Raw genomic sequence first — 19,152 nt, forward strand, 5'->3', positions numbered from 1 at the left:
AACGAGCGGCCGGCGCGGACCTTTCGCGCCGGCCGTCAGCGCGAGCGCATGAGATTGACGATGAGCACGCCGCCGATCGCCATGAGACCGCCAACCAGCGAGAGCAGCGTCGGCACCTCGCCGAGCCAGACAAAGCCGATCAGCGTCGCGGTCGGCGCGATCAGGTAGAGGAAGTTGGACGCCCGACCGGCCGAGAACCGCTTCAGCGCGGTGGCCCAGGTCAGGTAGCCGACAACGGTCGGCAGGATCGCCAGATAGGCGACCGAGAGAACGACGTCGGTCGGCGCATCGCCGAGTGCACGTATGGCGGCAGGCAGCGCCGGGGCGACCGGCAAGGCGCCGATGAACAGGATCCAGGCTGTCACGGTCAACGCCGGCATGCGACCGAGCAATGGCTTCTGCAGGATCGTCGAAACCGATGTGCAGATGGCGGAGCCGACGATCAGCAGCGCGCCGGGATCGAGCGCGAAGTGATCGCCCCGCCCGAAGGCGATCAGTCCGACACCAAGGAACGACACCACGGTGCCGACCCAGCCCCAGGCCCCGAAGCGCTCGCCCAGTAGCGGCGTCGCGATCAGCGCCACCAGAACCGGATTGATCTGCAGGATGAATGAGGCCGGCCCCGCCGGCACCGTGCGCTCGCCTGTATTGAGCAGCACGGCATAGACGGCGATGAACAGCGGCCCGATCACCGCCAGCCGCAGCAGATCGCGCTTCGAAGGCAGTGGCGGGCGCGCGATCACGAGGTAAAGCACGGCAGGGACCGCGGCGGCGCAATAACGGGCGGCGGCAAGTTGGACCGGCGTCAGATGATGCAGGCCGACCCGGATCGCGGCGAAGGCCGAGGCCCAGGTGACGATGGTGATGATCACCGCGCCATAAGCGATGAAGTCAGGCTGAGACGTTGCCGTCGCGGTCGAGGCCGATCGAGTCATGCGGAGGGTCCTCGGCGATATGGAGCGCCTCAATAGCGCGTTCCGCCGAGGGGCAACACCCGAAATGAAAAAGGCCGCCCTCGCGAGCGGCCTTCCAAAGTCTTTCGCAGAAAGCCGAAGGCTTAGCGCGAATAGAACTCGACGACGAGGTTTGGTTCCATGTGCACCGGATACGGCACATCGGCGAGGCCGGGAACGCGGGCGAACTTCGCGGTCATCTTGTTGTGGTCGACTTCGATGTAGTCAGGCACATCGCGCTCGGCGAGCTGCGTCGCCTCGATGACGATCGCGAGCTGCTTCGACGAATCCTTGACCTCGATGAGGTCGCCGACCTTGACGCTGTAGCTGGCGACCGTGACGCGGCGGCCATTAACCTTGATATGGCCGTGCGAAATGAACTGGCGCGAGGCGAACACGGTCGGCACGAACTTGGCGCGGTAGACCACCGCGTCGAGACGGCTCTCGAGCAGGCCGATCAGGCTCTCCGACGAATCGCCCTTGCGGCGCGTCGCCTCGGCATAGATCTTCCGGAACTGCTTCTCGGAGACGTTGCCGTAATAGCCCTTCAGCTTCTGCTTGGCGCGCAGCTGCGTGCCATAGTCGGAAACCTTGCCCTTGCGGCGCTGGCCATGCTGGCCCGGGCCGTATTCGCGCTTGTTGACCGGGGACTTCGGACGGCCCCAGAGGTTTTCGCCAAGGCGACGGTCAATCTTGTGTTTGGACGAAGCACGCTTCGACATCGCATATCCCATGCATCAAGAGTTCAGGGACACGCGCCCTCCTCTGCCCGCTTGTGGCGGACCGACAGGACAAGGCGATGGACTGCCTTCTCCGCGGGTGCGTGAAAATGAGACGCGGGCCCGAAGGACCCGCGAATGAGGGGGTCTTTAACGAAGAAGGACCACCCTGTCAAATCCGGCCGGGGCCGGAAGACCGCTCGCTACTCGGAAACGACTGGCCGGGCGCGCGGCATCGGAACCGCATCATGGCGGGCGGCAACGCGCACCGGCGCAGCGGCCGCTTCGTTGCCGCGGAGAGCCGTGGACGCGATGACGACAGGCGCCGCCTCAGCGGCGGCAACGGGCGCCGGATTGGCCGCAGCCTTGGCGGCAGCAAGCTCGGCGCCCTTCTTGGCGGCGGCCGCGAGCAGCGCAATCTCAAGCTTCGATTTCGGCGGCTCGACAGCGTCGGCAGGCACGGACGCGGCAGCCGTGACCGGCTTCGGACGCGGCATCGGCACGGCGCCATCGGCCTTGGCAGTGACCTCAGGCTGATCGGCCGCAGGCGAATCGGGCACGAGGCCCGGAGCGACGATCGGGGTCGGCGACAGCGGTTTGGCCAGCGGCTGCGACTTGGCGAAAGGCAGCACCGAGGCATAGACGACGGTCGGATGGGCGACAGCGGGCCCGACGACAGCCGGCGCCGCAACCGGGACTGGCGCGGTCATTGGCGTCGGCACGGCCTCGGCCACCACTGTCTCGACAACCGGCTTCTCGCGCGGAATTGGCGCCGCGACGGCTTCGGCAATCGCCGCAGAAGCCGAAGTCGCCGGACCAGGCACCGCCTCGCCACTCCAGAGCGCGCCGGTGCCGTCCTGAGCGTCAGCCATTGCGAGCAGCGTCGGCGCCTCGCCGACTGGCCTGAAGTCGCGGACCAGGATCATCTCGTCCAGCACGCGCTTCCGCTTGGCTTCGTAGTAGTAGCCCTTGCGATAGAGCATGTGGCCGCGAGACATGTTGCCGTCGGCAGCCTTCAACGCATTGGCGAGATAGGCGATGCCGAAGGCGAGATTGGTTTCGGCGTCCAGCAGCCCCTTGGCCGAGCCGCGATAGCCCATGCCCTGCGCGGTGTCGTAACGGATCTGCATCAGCCCCCAATAAGGGCCGTTGCGGGCGAGCGGGCGATATTCGCTCTCCGACCGGACGACTTCGCGAGCGAGCGAAACAGGGACATTGTATTTCTTGGAGTAGAAGACGATCAGCCGATCGATCTGCGCCTTCTGGCTCTCGTCGGGATAAGGGGCCGACGAACGGTTGAGCGCAGCAGCGCCAACGGTCAGCGAGGCCAGCGCCGCGGTTACAACCACGAGACGCCGAACAATACGCCCGGCGACCTCTTTTCCAGAGGCTTTTTCGTTCACAGACGGCATCGGATCGAATGGATCTCCGGTGTCGGGATGGCCCTTCGGCTCGCGACATATTACCGGATAATTACCGTCTGCGAAGTCCCTTGGAAAAACCTTCTCATGCGGCAGCTCTGCACTCTTGTAAAATCAAGGTGTTGCCCCCTGCCGATCCGGCCCTCGGGACACCATATCGGGTATTCTCATCCTCCTCTTGGAGCATTCCGATGCCGAAACTCGGCCAGACGCCGCTCTCCATTCTCGACCTCGCGCCGATCCGGGCCGGCGGAACGCCGTCGGACGCCTTCGCCAATATGGTGGACCTCGCCCGCCACGCCGAACGGCTCGGCTACAACCGTTTCTGGCTCGCCGAGCATCACAACATGCCGGGCATCGCCTCCTCGGCAACCTCGGTGCTGATCGGCCATGTCGCCGGCGCGACGAGCCGCATCCGTGTCGGCTCCGGCGGCGTCATGCTGCCGAACCACGCGCCGATCGTCATCGCCGAGCAGTTTGGCACGCTCGAAGCGCTCTATCCTGGCCGCGTCGATCTCGGCCTCGGCCGCGCGCCGGGGACCGACGTGTTGACGACGCGGGCTCTGCGTCGCGATCTCGTCGACGATGACAATGCCTTCCCCCAGAATGTGCAAGAGCTGCTGGCGCTGCTCGCGCCGGCGGGCGAGAACCAGAAGGTGCGCGCCGTCCCCGGTTCCGGCTCCAATGTCCCGGTCTGGCTGCTCGGCTCCTCGACCTTCAGCGCGCAGCTCTCCGCCCTGCTCGGATTGCCCTTCGCCTTCGCCAGCCATTTCGCGCCGCAGCGGCTTCTTGAAGCGATCGAGGTGCACCGTCACTATTTCCGCCCGTCCGAATATCTCGACAAACCCTACATCATGGTCGGCCTGCCCGTGATCGCGGCCGAGACCGACGAAAAGGCGCAGTATCTGGCGACGACGCAGTTCCAGCGCCTCGTCAATCTCGTGCGTGGCAAGCCGACGGTCCTGCTGCCGCCGGTCGAGAGCATGGAGGGGCTGTGGGACGAGCGCGAGGAAGCCTATGTCGCTTCGCATCTGGGCGTCGCCGCAATCGGCGGACCGGCGACCGTGCGCGCAAAACTCGAATCCATGCTTGAGCAAACCGGTGCCGACGAGCTCATCATCACGTCGGATTTCTATGACCACGCCGACCGCATCCGCTCCTTTAAAATCGTTGCCGATGCGCGCAAGGCTTCGGCCGCCGGGGAGCAGCTTCTCGCGACCGGATGACATTCGGAGCGATCCTGTTAGGTTGCGGCCGGTTCGGCCAGGCTCCGCGCGGAGCCTGGCTGGTCATGCCGTGCCGGGGAACGCAGAATGGCTGAGCGGATCACGATCGTCGTTCCGGTCTACAACGAGGCAGAGGGCCTGCCGCTCTTCGTCGGCCGCCTGACGCCCGTCCTCGAGAGCCTCGGCGTCGACTGGACCGTCCTGTTCGTCAATGACGGTTCGGCCGACGCGACGCTGCTGCGCCTTCGCGATCTCCATGACAGCGACCCGCGCTTCACGGCGATTTCGCTCAGCCGCAATTTCGGCAAGGAAACGGCGATTGCGGCCGGCCTCCATTATGCCGATGGCGATGCGGTCATCCTGATGGATGGCGACGCCCAGCATCCCCCCGAGATGCTGCCGGCCTTTCTCGAGCGCTGGCGCGCCGGCTTCAAGGTCGTGCTCGGTTCGCGCGAAGGCATGGCCGAGGAAGGCGCCCTGCGGCGGCTCTATTCGCGCAGCTTCCATGCGCTTTTCCGCCTCATCGCCGCCCCGCGTCTGCCTCGCGGCGCGGTCGATTTCCTGCTGCTCGATCGCAAGGCCGTCGACGCGATGAACCGCCTCGGCGAGCGCACGCGCTTCTCCAAGGGGCTCTATGCCTGGATCGGCTTCGAGCACACGACGATCCCGTTTGCAGTCGGCGGGCGCGTCGCCGGTCAGTCGAGCTGGAACTTCACGCGCCTCCTCGGCTTCGCCGTCGACGGGCTCGTGTCGTTTTCCACCATCCCGCTCAAGGTCTGGTCTTATCTCGGCCTCGTCGTCTCGGCCTGCGCCATGGTCTATGCGCTGGTCTTCCTGATCATGACGCTCGTCTCGGGCACCGACCAGCCCGGCTTCCCCTCCCTGATCGTGTCGATCATGTTCTTCTCCGGCGTGCAGCTCATCTCGCTCGGCGTGCTCGGCGAATATGTCGCGCGCATCTATGAGGAAGTGAAACGGCGGCCGCTCTTCCTCGTCGGTGAGGAAATCGGCGTCACCGAACGCGATCATGGTCGCCGCGCGGGCGACCGGGCGTCATGACCGGCGCGCGGCGCATCGTCCTGTCGGCGGATGACTATGGAATTTCGGAAGGCGTTTCGCGCGGCATCATCGAGCTCATCGTCGCCGGCCATCTTTCGGCGACCGCCGCGATGACCAACTGGCCGGAATGGCCCGCGCTGGCGCCGGCGCTGATCGCCCGCCGCGAGCGGATCGCGATCGGGCTGCATCTGAACCTCACCGCCGGCTGCCCGCTCGGCGCGATGCCGATCCTCGCTCCGACAGGCCGTTTGCCCGGCATCGCGCCGTTCCTGCATGGCCAGGTGGATGCGGCCGCCGATGAGATCGCGACCGAGATCGCCCGCCAGCTCGACAGCTTCGAGGACGCGGCCGGCATGGCGCCCGATTTCGTCGATGGCCATCATCATGTGCACATCTTCCCGGTCGTGCGGCGGGCTCTGATCGCGGCGCTCGTGACCCGCTATCCGAATCGAAAGCCCCTCGTCCGCAATCCCGGCGACCATCCGGCACGGATTCTCCTGCGGCGCGCCTTCCTGGTGAAGGCTGCCGGCGTCGCTTTCCACGCGCGCGGGCTCGCGACCGATCTCGCGCGTGCCGGCTTGCCGTCCAATGACGGCTTCTCGGGCTTTTCCGCCTTCGATCGGGCGACGGCCTATGACCGCGAACTCGACATCGCACGCCGCGCAAAGGGGCCGCGGCATCTCGCCATGTGCCATCCCGGCCATGTCGATGCGACGCTGCAGGCGCGCGACGATCTCACGGACCGACGGGAGGATGAACTGGCGACGCTTCTCGATCGGCGCGATATCGGCGCCTGGCTGTGGCTGTGCCGCCGCGACGCGGACGGCCGCGTGCTGTGGTGGCAATGATGATCCGCCGCGCCCTCGCCGATCCCCGGATCCGGCATCTCGTTCATTTCGCCATCGCCGGTTTCACCGCCTTCGCGGTCGATGCCGCGATGCTGCAGCTGCTGCTGCATTTTGGGCTCGGCCCGCTGGTCGCGCGGCCTTTCGCGATCCTGACGGCAATGATCGTCGGCTGGCTGATCAACCGCACCTGGACGTTCCCGATGCCGGGGCGCCCGCATCTTCGCGAATTTGCCCGCTACGCCGCCGTCGCCTCGATCTCGTCCGTGATCAATTACGGCATCTATGCCGCGATCATCCTCGCACGGCCGCAGACGCTGCCCTTCTTGGCGCTGGTGATCGCGACGGCGATCTCCACAGTCGCATCTTATTCAGGCTATCGCTTCTTCACCTTCAGGCATCGGCCGAAGGCTCACCCGGCCGCACCGTCAGACAGTCCCTGACAAGGAACGGCAGATAGATGAGGCAGAGCAGCGGATCCCACCACAGATCGGTGGCCCGCAGCATCGCTGTACCGAGGCCGCCGGCTGCCAGCGCGACAGCGAGCACGATGAAGAGGACCGGCACCTTGCGCTCGCCATCGACATGCCAGGCGATCACCGAGCCGATCGCCAGCGTCGAGGACAGCATCAGATAGGTCTGCGCCTCGGTGCGCGGGCTCATCAGCATCAGGTAGACGACCGAGAGCGCATAGAGATTGATCATGCCGCGCACGCGCCCGTTGCGGCGAAGCGCGACGAAGCCGAGCGCCAGCGTCAGGATCGCCGTGATGAGGCGGGCGACGGTCAGCAGGCTTTCCGGCGCGACGATGCCGAACCGCCCCATGAGCCCCGTAATATCCGACCAGCGCCCGGCTTCGGGCGCGCCCGACATCAGCACCTTGTGGATGCCGATCCCATAGAGCTCCAGCGCGCGGGCGGGATTGACGTTTACCAGCGGCAAGGCCAGCAGCACCACGAGCGCCACGATCAGCTTGGGGATGATCTTCGGCTGCAGGGCCGCGACAAGCAGGATGTAGACGATCGCCAGCGGCTTCAGCGCGAAGGCGAGGCCAAGCAGGATCGCACCGCTCCACCAGCGCCGCTCGATCACATGAACGGTCGCGAGCAGCATCAGCCCGTAGAGAATGTTGGTCGCCTGACCGTTGCGGAGCGAATTCGCGGCACCCGGCAACGCGATCAGGAGCGCGGTACCGACAATCAGCCAGCGCGTGCGCGCATCGAAGCGCGTCAGCACGACACGAAACACCTCGGCGATCGCATAAGCCAGCAACGCCGCCGAGACCGCACGCCAGGCGATGTCGCCAAACTGCGCGCCGAGTAGCGCAAACGGCGTGTAGAGGACGGCGAAGCTCGGCAGATAGATGAAGCCAGCCGTCCCCGCACCGAAGATGTCCTGACCAGCCCACCAGCCGAGCGAGCCGACGCGGTAGATCGGCACGACGCTGCGCGCCTCGGGATTGAGATAGACCAAAACGAAGATGACGAGGTTGAACAGCGCATAGAGCGCGAGGCCCACGCCGCCGATCGTCAGAATCCAGCGCGCCGGGGGCTCAGCCGATGCCAAGGTTTGCCGCGAACCGGCGGCCGTCACAGTGCTGGTCATGGAGTGTTTCCGCCGCGATCAGGGGCCGGCAAAATAGGCTGCGCACCGGGGCCCCACAAGGGCGCCGAACGGCCGACGGTGTCACAGGGCCGAGCCTTCCTGCGGCGACAGACCGAAATTCGCCAGCAGCGGCTGCAGCGGCAGTGGCCACGAATGGCCGGACGAAAGATAGGCCGCGCCGGGAACGCCGATCATGCTCGGCGTCTCGTCGAGACCGAGAAGCGACACGACGCGGCGGGCAATCGCCTCCGCCGGATCGATCCAGGCAACCGGCCATGGGGCGATCCGCACGAAACGATCGAGAAGGAACGGGTAATGCGTGCAGGCGAGCACCACCGCGTCGGTGCGTCGGCCCTCGACCTCGATGAACGCCGGCTCGATCTCGGTCAGGATCGCCGCATCGCCGACCGCCTCGCCCCGCATGACGCTTTCCGCAAGCGGAGCCAATTCATAGGAGCCGACCAGCCGAACATGGCAGTTCTGTGCAAAGGAGCGGATCAGCGCGCGCGTATAGTCCCGCCGCATCGTGCCAGGCGTCGCCAGCACGCCGACGACGCCGCTTTTCGTGCGCTCGGCGGCTGGCTTGATGGCCGGGACAGTGCCGACGAAGGGAATCGAATGGGCGGCCCGTAGTGCCGGCAGGACCAGCGTCGCGGCCGTATTGCAGGCTATGACGACCGCATCCGGCGAAAATCGCTCGATCAGGCGGCCGACCAGCATCACGATATGATCGCGAAGCGGCGCCTCCTCCCAGTCGCCATAGGGAAACGCCAGGTCGTCGGCGACATAGACGATGTCGGCCTCGGGTACGCGCCTGCGGATTTCCGAAAGCACGGAAAGACCGCCGATGCCTGAATCGAAGACGAGGAGGCGGACATTCATGCCGCGCCCTCCCCGGGGTCCTCGCGGCTCGTCGTCAGGCTGCCATCGGCGCGCCGTCGCGGCCGGGTCGGCCGATTCTCCAGTGCCGCGATGACCCCGCGCAGCGTGCGGATATCCTGTTCGGTGAACGAGGCCTTGGCGAGCATCGCTCGCAGCGTCTGCACCACCACTGGCTTCTTTTCGGCCGGGCGGAAGAACGTCACCGCTTCAAGCGCCCCTTCGAGATGCTCGAACAGCCCGACCAGTTCCTCCTTGGTCGCCGGCCGGCTCGGATTGGGCGTCTGGAAGCGCAGCCCCTCCTCTTCCGAGGCGAGCCCGCTGCGCCGCCACTCATAGCCAAGGATGAGCACCGCCTGCGCGATATTGAGCGAGGCGAATTCAGGGTCGACCGGCAGCGTCACGATCTCGTCGGCGAGGGAGATTTCCTCATTGGTGAGGCCGATGCGCTCGCGCCCGAACAGCATTCCGGTCGGCGTTCCGGCCACCGCATGGCCGCGCAGGATCATGGCCGCCGAGGCCGGTCCGCGCACGGTCTTGACGATCTCGCGCGGGCGCGCCGTCGTCGCGATCAGATAGCCGATATCGGCAATCGCCGCCTCGACCGTCTCGAAGACACGGATACGATCGAACACATGATCGGCCCGGCTCGCGGCGCGCCGGGCGCTTTCGTTCGGCCACCCGTCGCGCGGCTTGACGATGCGAAGGTCGCGCAGGCCGAAATTCGCCATGGCGCGGGCAGCGGTGCCGATATTCTCGCCGAGCTGGGGCTCGACCAGGATCACGGCGGGCCCATCGGCAAGAAGTCGGTCTGGGGAAGTGTTCATCAGGCAGGGCTCGGGCTGTGGAGCTTCCGGTCCTAGCGCATCATCCCGCGCGGTGCCAGACGCCGCTTGGCGATGACGCCTACGCGGTGTCGGATCGGAGCGGCCGGTGACGCTCCAAAGTCGCGAAAAGCACCACGCTAGCCACCGCTGCGCTGCCTTGCGGCAGGTCAAGGCCGCGAACCGCGCGATGCTGTTGTACTACCCGGTCGCTTCGTTCAAAATCGCGTTATCACAAGGGGGAGTCGAACCATGGCATCGAGCGTCGCCGTCACGAGCATTTCATCCACGGTCCAGCGCAAATGGGGCTGGTTCCTGGTACTGGGCATCATATTCCTGATCGGCGGGTTCTTCGCGATCGCGATGCCGCTGGTCTCGTCGATCGCGGTCGGCATCTTCCTCGCGCTCGTCCTTGTCGTCGCCGGCATCTTCCAGATCTGGCAGGCCTTCAGCGTGCAGAGCTGGACCGGCTTTCTCTGGCAACTCATCATCGGCATCGTCATGCTTCTGGGCGGCATCGCGATCTATATGTCGCCGGCCACCGGATCGGTCGCGCTGACGCTCGTCATCGCCGGCGTCTTCATCGCCAAAGGCGTGTTCCAGATCATTCTCGGCCTGCGCCTTCGCCCGCATGATGGCTGGGGCTGGATCCTCGCGGCGGGCATCATCGCCCTGCTCGCCGGCATCATGATCCTCACCAATTACCCGTTCTCGGGTCTCTGGGTGCCCGGCACGCTGGCAGGCATCTCGCTGCTCTTCACGGGCTGGAGCTATATCGCTCTCGGCCTCGCGGCCAAGCGCATCGCCTGATCCGGTTCACGTTGCTCAGCGTTCGTTCGCCGCGGGGCGAACGAACAGCGCTGCGTAGGCGAAAGTCGCCAGGAACGCTGCGAGGATTGCGGCGTTCTCATTCGCCCAGTCGAGCGCGGGGACAGAGACCATCGTCCGCGCCGCGCCGACGACCAAGCCGATGGCGACCACCGATCCGGCCCAGGCAATCAGCCCGAACAGAGCGAAAATTGCGCCGCGCAGCAGCAATGTCTGAAGCGTTTCGTGAAGATCCGACATGACGACCCCTCGCCTGACCCATGACGCGGCAGAGCGCGCCCGCTGCAGTGAAACGACGTTGCCGCGTCACGGTTCCCGCCGCCGTTAACGATTGCGTCGAATCAGCGGCAGCAGCTCTCCACGGCGGCCGCGTCCGCCGCCGCGCGCCTTTTCGGGCGGGGGACGCGATGCTATAGCAACGCTTCTCTCAAGCCCGATCGCGCCGGCCTCCTCCGCCGCGAGGGCATCCCAACGAAGGCGAGGCAGTCATTCCATGGCGAAGATCAAGGTAGCCAATCCTGTCGTCGAGCTCGACGGCGACGAGATGACCCGGATCATCTGGCAGGCCATCAAGGACAAGCTGATCCACCCCTATCTCGATCTCGATCTGCAATATTTTGATCTCGGCATCGAGCATCGCGACGCCACCAACGACAAGGTGACCGTCGAGGCCGCCGAAGCGATCAAGAAGGTCGGCGTCGGCGTCAAATGCGCCACAATCACGCCTGACGAAGCCCGCGTGAAGGAATTCAACCTGAAGGAAATGTGGAAGTCGCCGAACGGCACCATCCGCAACATCCTCGGCGGCGTGATCTTCCGCGAACCGATCATCTGCCAGAACGTGCCCCGCCTCGTTCCGGGCTGGACGCAGCCGATCATCGTCGGCCGCCACGCCTTCGGCGACCAGTACAAGGCGACCGACTTCCTCGTTCCCGGCAAGGGCCGCCTGACCGTCAAGTTTGAAGGTGAAGACGGCACGGTGATCGAGAAGGAAGTCTTCAAGTTCCCGGGCGCCGGCGTCGCGATGGCGATGTACAACCTCGACGAGTCGATCCGCGAATTCGCGCGCGCCTCGCTGAACTATGGCCTGCTGCGCAAATACCCCGTCTATCTCTCGACCAAGAACACAATCCTCAAGGCGTATGACGGCCGCTTCAAGGATCTGTTCCAGGAAGTCTACGAGAACGAGTTTGCCAGCGCCTTCAAGGAAGCCGGCATCACCTACGAGCACCGCCTGATCGACGACATGGTCGCGTCGGCGCTGAAGTGGTCGGGCGGTTATGTCTGGGCGTGCAAGAACTATGACGGCGACGTGCAGTCCGACACCGTCGCGCAGGGCTTCGGCTCGCTTGGCCTTATGACCTCCGTTCTGCTCACCCCCGACGGCAAGACCGTCGAGGCAGAGGCAGCGCATGGCACGGTAACGCGCCATTATCGCGAGCATCAGAAGGGCAAGGAGACCTCGACCAACTCCATCGCCTCGATCTTCGCCTGGACGCGCGGCCTCGCCCATCGCGCCAAGCTCGACGACAATGCCGAACTCGCCAAGTTCTCCGCGACCCTCGAAAAGGTCTGCGTCGATACCGTCGAGTCCGGCTTCATGACCAAGGATCTCGCGCTGCTCGTCGGGCCGGACCAGAAGTGGCTCTCGACCACCGGCTTCCTCGACAAGGTCAGCGACAACCTGACGAAGGCGATGGCAACAGCCTGAGTCTACGCCAATAGCAGCCACGAAGCGGCGCGGCTTGCCCCGCGCCGCTTTGCACTCGGGGGTATCGGATGGCCGAAGCCACAAGCCTCGCTGCGCTCAACAACGCCGAATGGTGCGATGCGATTTCGGTGGCCCATGGCGCCCCCGGCCGGTTCGAGGCCAGCTTCTGGATCAATCCCGGCTCCGCACCACCCTTTTATCCCAATCTCGTCACGCTTGATCCCGACAGGGGTGTCGTTCAACGCGAGGCGGTCCGCCTGCTGAAGCATTCGGGGCTCCCGTCATTCGGCGTCAAGGACAGCTTCTCCAATCTGGATCCTGCTGATCTCGGCCTTGCCGTCGCTTTCGAGGCCGACTGGCTGCGGCTGGAATCAGATCGCGCCCCGGCTTTCCGCGATCCGCGCTATCCGGTCGTCGCGGTCACCAGCGCTTCGGACCTCGCCCGCTGGGAGGCGGCGTGGTCAGACGGCGCCGCGCCCCAGACTATTTTTCCACCTGCCATTCTTCTCGATGCGCGCGTTGCGTTCCTCGCTCTTGTCATCAACAGCACCATTTGTGCCGGGGCCGCGATCAATCGCTCCGCACGGACCGTGGGCCTATCGAATGTTTTCTTCGCCCCCGGCATGGACGCCGCAGCGGGACTCGCGGCGCTGCTTTCGGCCGCGCGAGAGCATCATCCAGACATGGCTTTGACCGGCTATGAGGATGGAGAGAGCCTCGCGCTTTTTCGTGATGCCGGCTTCTCGTCCGTCGGCAGGCTTCGCGTCTGGATCGGCCATTCGTGACCCTGCCGCGTTGCGGCAAAATCAACTCGACGGTGGTCGGGAAGAATGGCAGAAAATCCGTCTCGTCAGCGAGGCGGCATTCCCCCTGGATGCGGTTTGACTGTCACACGTGGTTTGAAAGGCGAGTGACGCAATTGAACTCCCGGCCGAAGATCTCTCGGGAACTCCTCGCCGAGGCGATGTCGGCCCTGTTCGAGTTTTCGCCGGTCGCCTTCTGCATTTCGACGACGGATGAACCTTCCTACTATGTGCAGGTCAATTCGGCCTATCTCCGACTTTTCGGGCGCGAATGGTCAGAGTTGGAAGGGCAGCCGATCTCCCTGCACATGTCAGGCAGCCCCGACTCGCCCTCCCGTATGCGCCGCATGCATCAACTGGCGACCGTGGGCTTCTATGAACTCGAAGAAGTCGACCTGCGCCACACCTCGGGCCGGATTGTTCCCACGCTGATCAGTGCACATCGATGCGTCATCGGCGGCGCCGGCGTCGATATCGAAATCATCGTCGACAACACCGATCGCAAGGCACTTGAAAATGCGATCCGTCAGGCCGCGAACACCGATACTCTGACGGAAGTGGCCAATCGGGCCGGGTTCGAGCGGCTGCTGGCGCGCGCGGTCGAATCACTGTCTGGCGACGAGGCGGTCGGACTGGCCTATATCGATCTGAACGGCTTCAAAGCCATCAACGACCGGCATGGACATGCGGTCGGGGACGCCGTGCTTCGCGTCATCGGACACCGGTTGAGCGAGGCTGCTTCCCCGGGCGATCATGTCGGACGTATCGGCGGTGACGAGTTCGCGATCCTGTTCACCTGCCCAAACGTAGCGCTGCCGACACCCCAGCGATTTGAAGAGCTTGCGGCCGCCGTCTGCCAGCCAATCCTTATCGGCGGGAGCTTGTTCAATATCGGCCTGTCCATGGGCGTCGCCGTCATGGAGGCACCCAGGAGCTCCGACCATTTGCTCGATCAGGCAGATAGGCTGATGTATGAGGCCAAAGCGAGCGGCGCGCCGATTGCCATTCGCCTGATGCACTTTCAGGCGCCGGACGATGCGAGCAAAGCCGGCGGCAGTCGAGGATGATGACAATCAACCTCCTGCCCACAACCGCCGCGAAGCCCATGAGCTGACGACGCGGCTCGGCGGTGCGCCTTCCGAGCCGGCCGCGGCCGTGTTGGCTTCCAGATCGCCGAACAGCTGCTGCGCGAACAGTTCGGCAATGTATCGATGACGATGCATCCGGCGCGTCTTCGCGTCACGGAACCTGAGGATCTGATCCTGACGATGACGTCCTTCCACCCGGCAACAGGGCAGACAAAAGTCAGATACTGGCCTTCCGCTATGCGGTAGCGCCAGCCTTCGAGGCCGGTGGCGGGGTGCTCGAAACGTCCAAGGAAAGTGGGCTGTTCATCAGTCAGAAGGCCGTCTGACAGCCGACGCGCCGTCGTGGTTCATACAGGCGCGCCGATGCGTTCGGGATCGACCGCCGCAAGGCCCCGCAGCCGGGCCGCATCGCGCGAAGGCGGCGCGCCGAACAGGCGAGCATATTCGCGGCTGAACTGGGACTGGCTCTCATAGCCGACGGAGAAGGCGATCATGCCGGCGTCGAGATTTTCGGCAACGAGCCGCCGCCGCGCCTCGATCAGCCGGATCTGCTTCTGGAATTGCAACGGGCTCATCGCCGTGACAGCCTTGAAATGGCGATGCAGCGAGGCCGGGCTCATGCCGGCGATTTCAGCGAGACTGTCGATGCGCATCGGCTGGTTGAAGTGGCTCTTGATCCAGTCGATGGCGCGGTCGACCCGCGCGAGGCGGCTGTTCTGCGCCACCATCTGGCGGAGTACAACGCCTGCCGGCCCGGTCAGCAGCCGGTAGAGGATTTCCCGTTCGGCAAGGGGCGCCAGGACAGCGGCATCGCCCGGCTGCTCGACCAGCCTCACGAGCCGAAGGACAGGATCGAGCAAATCCGCCTCAAGAGGTCCGATCGCCATGCCGACGCCCTGGTCAGCGCCCTCCGCCGCTGCCGGTAGACCGGCCAGCATCTCGATGATCGCCAGCCGGTCGAGCCGAAGCGTCGCGCAGAGATAGGGCGTGGCCGGAGTCGCGTCGACGATGCAGGCCATCACGGGCAGGTCGACGGCAACGAGCAGAAACCGGGATGGGTCGTAGACCACCGCCTGTTCGCCCACCATCAGCCGTTTCGAACCCTGGACCGCGATACAGAGCACCGGCTCGTAGAAAGAGGGCGCGGGCAAGGTCGCCGCTTCAGCCCTGATCAACCGCAAACGCGGGATCGCTGTTTCGGCGCGGCCAAGCACCGCCCTGCGTCGCAGGATGTCACGTAGTTCTTCGAGCTGGTTCATGCGTATTCCTATCGCCCGCGACGTGGCGAGCCGCAACAGCATGCGCATCAAGCATGGCCACTCTGCGAGGATCAGGCAAGAAGGCGCAAGCAATTGGCTAACGCCGGAGCCGCTGGCGCATCATCTTCGGGAGGCTGATGCAAGGAGATTTCCATGAGCAAAGTCTGGTTCGTGACGGGCGCCACGCGCGGTATCGGCGCCGAGATCGTGAGGGCGGCGCTCGCCGCCGGCGACACCGTCGTGGCGACGGGCCGCAAGCCCGAGACAATCGAGGGCGCGTTTGCCGATGCAGGGGATGCCCTGCTCGCCCTGCCGCTGGACGTCACCGATGCGGATCAGATCGCGGCTGCCGTCGATGCTGCCGTCGCCCGCTTCGGCCGGATCGACATCCTCGTCAACAATGCCGGCTACGGGCAGCTCGGACTTTTCGAGGAAACCGCGCTCGGCGATGCCGAGCGTCAATTCGCGACCAACGTCTTCGGCCTGTTCAACATGACGCGTGCCGTCCTGCCGGTGATGCGACGCCAGCGCGCCGGCCATATCTTCAACCTCTCGTCGATCGCGGGCCTGCGGGGCGGCCTCGGCGGCTCGATCTATTGTTCCAGCAAGTTCGCCGTCGAAGGATTCTCCGAATCGCTCGCCCAGGAAGTTGAGCCGTTCGGCATCCATGTGACGGTTGTCGAGCCCGGCTTCTTCCGGACGGATTTCCTCGACGAGACCTCCGTCAGCTTCGGCAGCAAGGCGATCGACGATTATGCCGAAGTCTCGGCCCAGATCCGCAACGGCTACCGTGATCGCAACCATCGCCAGGCAGGCGATCCAGCCAAGCTCGGAGCCGTGATCGTCGAACTCGCAGGCGAGGACAAGCCGCCCTTCCGCTATGCCGCCGGCTCCGACTCGGCCGAGGTGTTTGCCGCCAAGATCGCCCGCCTGCAAGGCGAACTCGAAGCGACCAAAGCACTTTCCATCAGGACCGACGGCTCCTTCTAGCGGCGCCGCCGGTGAGCCGGGCCTGACCCCGCCCCCCTCTCCCAGGCGCCGTACGGCGCCTCCAACCAGCCAGAACGGATCGATCCCATGCGCTACAACAAACTCGGAGGCACCGGCCTCCTCGTCTCGGAACTCACCCTCGGCACCATGACCTTCGGCGGCAATGGCGGCATCTGGTCCGCGATCGGCGAACTCGACCAGTCGGCCGCCGACCGGATCGTCGCCCGCGCGCTGGATGCCGGCGTCAATTTCATTGATACGGCCGATGTCTACGCGTCGGGCCTGTCGGAGGAGATCACCGGCCGAGCGATGGTGAACTCCGGCCGCAAGCGCAGCGACATCGTGCTGGCCACCAAGGCACTCGGCCAGGTCGGCCCCGGCCCGAACGATCGCGGCGCCTCGCGCGGCCATATCATGGATGCCGTCAAGGCGAGCCTCGCCCGCCTCGGCACCGACTATATCGACCTCTATCAGATTCACGGGTTCGATCCGCTGACGCCGGTCGAGGAAACCGTCCGGGCGCTCGATGACCTCGTGCGCCACGGCCATGTCCGCTATGTCGGCGTCTCGAATTGGGCAGCCTGGCAGATCATGAAGGCGCTCGGCATCGCCGATGCCAATGGCTGGACGCGCTTCGCTTCGCTGCAGGCCTATTACACCATAGCCGGCCGCGATCTGGAGCGCGAGATCGCCCCGCTCCTCCTCGACCAGAAGGTCGGCCTCATGGTCTGGAGCCCGCTCGCCGGAGGCCTTCTGTCGGGCAAATATGATCGCGACGGTACATCGGCGGAGGGTGGCCGCAGGGCGAATTTCGACTTCCCGCCGGTGGACAAGGACCGCGCCTTCGATGCCGTCGAGGTGATGCGCGAGATCGCCGGTGCCAAGGGCGTAACGGTGGCGCAGGTCGCGCTCGCCTATCTGCTGAAGAAACCCTTCGTCACCACCGTGATCATCGGCGCCAAGACCGTCGAACAGCTCGACGACAATCTCGCCGCCGTCGCGGTAACCCTCAGCGACGACGACATGAGCAAGCTCGATGCCGTCAGCGCCCTGCCGCCAGAATATCCGGGCTGGATGCTTGAGCGTCAGAGCGAAAACCGCAAGGCCGGCTGAATGCGCACGGCCGCCCGCATCCGATGCGGGCGGCCAACTTGCTACCTTAGCCGTCGATAGGCGCCGCTTTTCCGTCCGCCGCGGCCTGATCGCGCATGCGGCTCCGCGCGACCTCGCGGGCGACGGCCAGACGCTGCTCCACAGCCTCATCCGGCAGACCGATCCCGGCGAGAAGATTGCCGGCAAGCTGCAGGCTGCCTTCCAATGCCTCCGGAACGACATCCGTCGCGCCGCACTCCAGCAGCCGGCGCGCATGCGTCAACGAGCGCGCGCGGGCGTGGATGATCGCATTCGGCCAGTGTTCGCGGATCGTCTGGACCATTCGCTCGGCAACGCCGGTCTCATCCAGCGTGACGACAAAGGCACGGGCCTTGTCGGCGCCGAGCTTTGCGAGGATTTCGGGGCGCGTCGCATCACCGAAGAAAATGGCATGCCCCTCCTTCGAAGCGCGGCGGACATGCTCGGAATTCAGATCGAGCGCGACATGCGGAATGTCCTCGGCCGCGAGCAAGGCCGCGACCGTGGCGCCAAACCGGCCGAAGCCTCCGATGATGACATGGTCCGAAAAGCTCTCCTGCCCGGTCACGCCCTGGCTTGCCTGAGCGTCGCGCGCCTTGAACCGGGCGGCGAGCTTCCCCCCGACGATGCCGAGCAGCGGCGACAGGACCATTGAAAGGGCCGCGATCGTCGTGGCGAGGCGGGCGATGTCGGGTGCGATGACATTGTCGCGGGCAGCGAGCGTGAACACCACGAAGGCGAATTCGCCGGCGCCAGCCAGGATGAACGCCGTCTCGACCGCGCCCGGCCGCGGCAGCCGCGCCATGCGGAACGCGAGATAGCCAACCGCAAGCTTGACGGCGAAAAGCATGGCGAGCGCGCCGAGGATCAACGGCAACTGGCCAATGACGGCAACGACGTCGATCGTCATGCCGACGGTCATGAAGAAGAGACCGAGCAGCAGATCCTTGAACGGCTCGACCTCGACATCGATCTGATGGCGATATTCGGTCTCGCTGAGCAGAAGCCCGGCCAGAAATGCGCCGAGCGCCGCTGAAAGCCCGGCGCGGGATGTGATCGCGCCGGCCGCAACGATGATCAGGAGCGTGATCGAAATCAGCAGCGTGCGATTGCCGGTCGCGCCGGCAAAGCGCATCAGCGGCTTCACGATCGTGCGGCCAAGCAGCACGACCGCGATGACCACCACGACGGCCAGCGCAATGCCCTTGACCAGCGACGGGCCGACACTGGCGCCCTTCTGGCCGAGAATGCCGACGATGATGACGATCGGCACCACCATCAAATCCTGCAGGATCAACACGCCGAGCGCGATGCGCCCCGTCGGCGTCCCGAGCCGCCGCCGCTCCGCCAGCGATTGCGTCACGATCGCGGTCGAGGACAGGGCGAATGCCATGCCGAAAACCAGCGAATCGTCAAACTCGAAGCCAGAAAGCGCTCCGGCGCCATAGATCGCGGCGGTGACCAGCGCCACCTGCAGCCCGCCGGCGCCGAGCATCAACCGGCCGATGGCCCCGACGCGCGCGAAGGAGAGCTCCAACCCGATGGTGAACAGCAGGAACAGGATCCCGAGATCGCCGAGGGCCTGCAATTGGCCGACATTGGTGATCGTCGCGTAGCCGAACAGCGAATTGATCGGCACGAGATGGCCGAAGCCGCCCGGTCCAACAATGATGCCGGCGATCAGGAAGCCCATGACGACGCCGAGCTTCAGATGCTGGAAGAGCGGGACGACGATCCCGGCGGCAACAAGGAACACCAGTAGCTGACGGAAGTCGGCTACCTGGTCCATCTGTTTCCCGCTCCACCGAAAG

General features: G+C 65.3%; 19 protein-coding genes. 10 read left to right on the forward strand and 9 right to left on the reverse strand.

The annotated features are described in order from the left end of the window. Positions 1-35: 35 nt before the first annotated feature. The 3 genes from LB518_RS14835 to LB518_RS14845 form a co-directional block, all read right to left on the reverse strand. Positions 36-935, reverse strand: coding sequence for a DMT family transporter (locus LB518_RS14835; RefSeq protein ID WP_224578299.1), 900 nt, complete (start codon positions 933-935; stop codon positions 36-38). Positions 936-1,057: 122 nt separating this feature from the next. Next, a complete protein-coding gene (rpsD, locus tag LB518_RS14840) occupies positions 1,058-1,675 on the reverse strand; it encodes a 30S ribosomal protein S4 (RefSeq protein WP_224578300.1) in 618 nt (205 codons plus the stop codon). A 200-nt stretch (positions 1,676-1,875) separates the two neighbouring features. Next, complete coding sequence (locus LB518_RS14845) at positions 1,876-3,084, reverse strand: transglycosylase SLT domain-containing protein (RefSeq protein WP_224578301.1); 1,209 nt, start codon at positions 3,082-3,084, stop codon at positions 1,876-1,878. Between the two features lie 200 nt (positions 3,085-3,284). On the opposite strand from LB518_RS14845, the gene LB518_RS14850 reads away from it, so the two are divergent. From LB518_RS14850 to LB518_RS14865, 4 genes are all read left to right on the forward strand, one after another. Beyond that, on the forward strand, positions 3,285-4,319 hold the full coding sequence (locus LB518_RS14850; RefSeq protein ID WP_224578302.1) for an LLM class flavin-dependent oxidoreductase: 1,035 nt from the start codon (positions 3,285-3,287) through the stop codon (positions 4,317-4,319). An 87-nt stretch (positions 4,320-4,406) separates the two neighbouring features. Next, positions 4,407-5,378, forward strand: a complete 972-nt coding sequence (locus tag LB518_RS14855; RefSeq protein ID WP_224578303.1) for a glycosyltransferase family 2 protein — start codon at positions 4,407-4,409, stop codon at positions 5,376-5,378. Further along, positions 5,375-6,226 carry a ChbG/HpnK family deacetylase gene (locus tag LB518_RS14860; protein ID WP_224578304.1) on the forward strand — a complete coding sequence of 284 codons (852 nt, stop codon included), beginning with the start codon at positions 5,375-5,377 and terminating at the stop codon, positions 6,224-6,226. The genes LB518_RS14855 and LB518_RS14860 overlap by 4 nt, the downstream gene beginning before the upstream one ends. Further along, positions 6,226-6,666 carry a GtrA family protein gene (locus LB518_RS14865; protein WP_224578305.1) on the forward strand — a complete coding sequence of 147 codons (441 nt, stop codon included), beginning with the start codon at positions 6,226-6,228 and terminating at the stop codon, positions 6,664-6,666. The genes LB518_RS14860 and LB518_RS14865 overlap by 1 nt, the downstream gene beginning before the upstream one ends. On the opposite strand, the gene LB518_RS14870 is transcribed toward LB518_RS14865, so the two are convergent. The 3 genes from LB518_RS14870 to LB518_RS14880 form a co-directional block, all read right to left on the reverse strand. Continuing rightward, positions 6,617-7,828 (reverse strand): glycosyltransferase family 87 protein, encoded by a 1,212-nt coding sequence (locus LB518_RS14870; RefSeq protein WP_224578306.1) that lies wholly within the window; start codon positions 7,826-7,828, stop codon positions 6,617-6,619. The two genes, LB518_RS14865 and LB518_RS14870, sit on opposite strands and share 50 nt — an antisense overlap. A gap of 81 nt (positions 7,829-7,909) precedes the next feature. After that, positions 7,910-8,710: a glutamate racemase gene (murI, locus tag LB518_RS14875; RefSeq protein WP_224578307.1), complete on the reverse strand. Its 801-nt coding sequence runs from the start codon at positions 8,708-8,710 to the stop codon at positions 7,910-7,912. Further along, complete coding sequence (locus LB518_RS14880) at positions 8,707-9,534, reverse strand: RNA methyltransferase (RefSeq protein ID WP_224578308.1); 828 nt, start codon at positions 9,532-9,534, stop codon at positions 8,707-8,709. The genes murI and LB518_RS14880 overlap by 4 nt, the downstream gene beginning before the upstream one ends. A gap of 249 nt (positions 9,535-9,783) precedes the next feature. On the opposite strand from LB518_RS14880, the gene LB518_RS14885 reads away from it, so the two are divergent. Further along, entirely contained in the window at positions 9,784-10,341 is a 558-nt protein-coding gene (locus LB518_RS14885) for an HdeD family acid-resistance protein (protein WP_224578309.1), read from the forward strand. A 15-nt stretch (positions 10,342-10,356) separates the two neighbouring features. Here LB518_RS14885 and LB518_RS14890 read toward each other — a convergent pair whose 3' ends face one another. Then, entirely contained in the window at positions 10,357-10,599 is a 243-nt protein-coding gene (locus LB518_RS14890) for a hypothetical protein (RefSeq protein ID WP_224578310.1), read from the reverse strand. Positions 10,600-10,852: 253 nt separating this feature from the next. Between LB518_RS14890 and LB518_RS14895 the strand changes: the two genes are divergently transcribed. The 3 genes from LB518_RS14895 (at position 10,853) to LB518_RS14905 (ending at position 13,940) form a co-directional block, all read left to right on the forward strand. After that, positions 10,853-12,070, forward strand: coding sequence for an NADP-dependent isocitrate dehydrogenase (locus LB518_RS14895; RefSeq protein ID WP_224578311.1), 1,218 nt, complete (start codon positions 10,853-10,855; stop codon positions 12,068-12,070). Positions 12,071-12,138: 68 nt separating this feature from the next. Then, a complete protein-coding gene (locus LB518_RS14900; RefSeq protein ID WP_224578312.1) occupies positions 12,139-12,855 on the forward strand; it encodes a hypothetical protein in 717 nt (238 codons plus the stop codon). 125 nt (positions 12,856-12,980) lie between these two features. Beyond that, positions 12,981-13,940, forward strand: coding sequence for a sensor domain-containing diguanylate cyclase (locus LB518_RS14905; RefSeq protein ID WP_224578313.1), 960 nt, complete (start codon positions 12,981-12,983; stop codon positions 13,938-13,940). Positions 13,941-14,308: 368 nt separating this feature from the next. On the opposite strand, the gene LB518_RS14910 is transcribed toward LB518_RS14905, so the two are convergent. Next, positions 14,309-15,220: an AraC family transcriptional regulator gene (locus tag LB518_RS14910; RefSeq protein WP_224578314.1), complete on the reverse strand. Its 912-nt coding sequence runs from the start codon at positions 15,218-15,220 to the stop codon at positions 14,309-14,311. 153 nt (positions 15,221-15,373) lie between these two features. On the opposite strand from LB518_RS14910, the gene LB518_RS14915 reads away from it, so the two are divergent. Next, positions 15,374-16,210 carry an oxidoreductase gene (locus LB518_RS14915; protein WP_224578315.1) on the forward strand — a complete coding sequence of 279 codons (837 nt, stop codon included), beginning with the start codon at positions 15,374-15,376 and terminating at the stop codon, positions 16,208-16,210. An 87-nt stretch (positions 16,211-16,297) separates the two neighbouring features. Next, positions 16,298-17,323 carry an aldo/keto reductase gene (locus tag LB518_RS14920; protein WP_224578316.1) on the forward strand — a complete coding sequence of 342 codons (1,026 nt, stop codon included), beginning with the start codon at positions 16,298-16,300 and terminating at the stop codon, positions 17,321-17,323. A 46-nt stretch (positions 17,324-17,369) separates the two neighbouring features. Here the strand turns inward: LB518_RS14920 and LB518_RS14925 are convergent, their stop codons facing one another. Further along, entirely contained in the window at positions 17,370-19,130 is a 1,761-nt protein-coding gene (locus LB518_RS14925; protein WP_224578317.1) for a cation:proton antiporter domain-containing protein, read from the reverse strand. Positions 19,131-19,152 lie beyond the last annotated feature (22 nt).

Origin of the sequence: Mesorhizobium sp. BR1-1-16, from assembly GCF_020165495.1 — a bacterium.
In the GTDB taxonomy this organism is placed as follows: domain Bacteria; phylum Pseudomonadota; class Alphaproteobacteria; order Rhizobiales; family Kaistiaceae; genus Kaistia.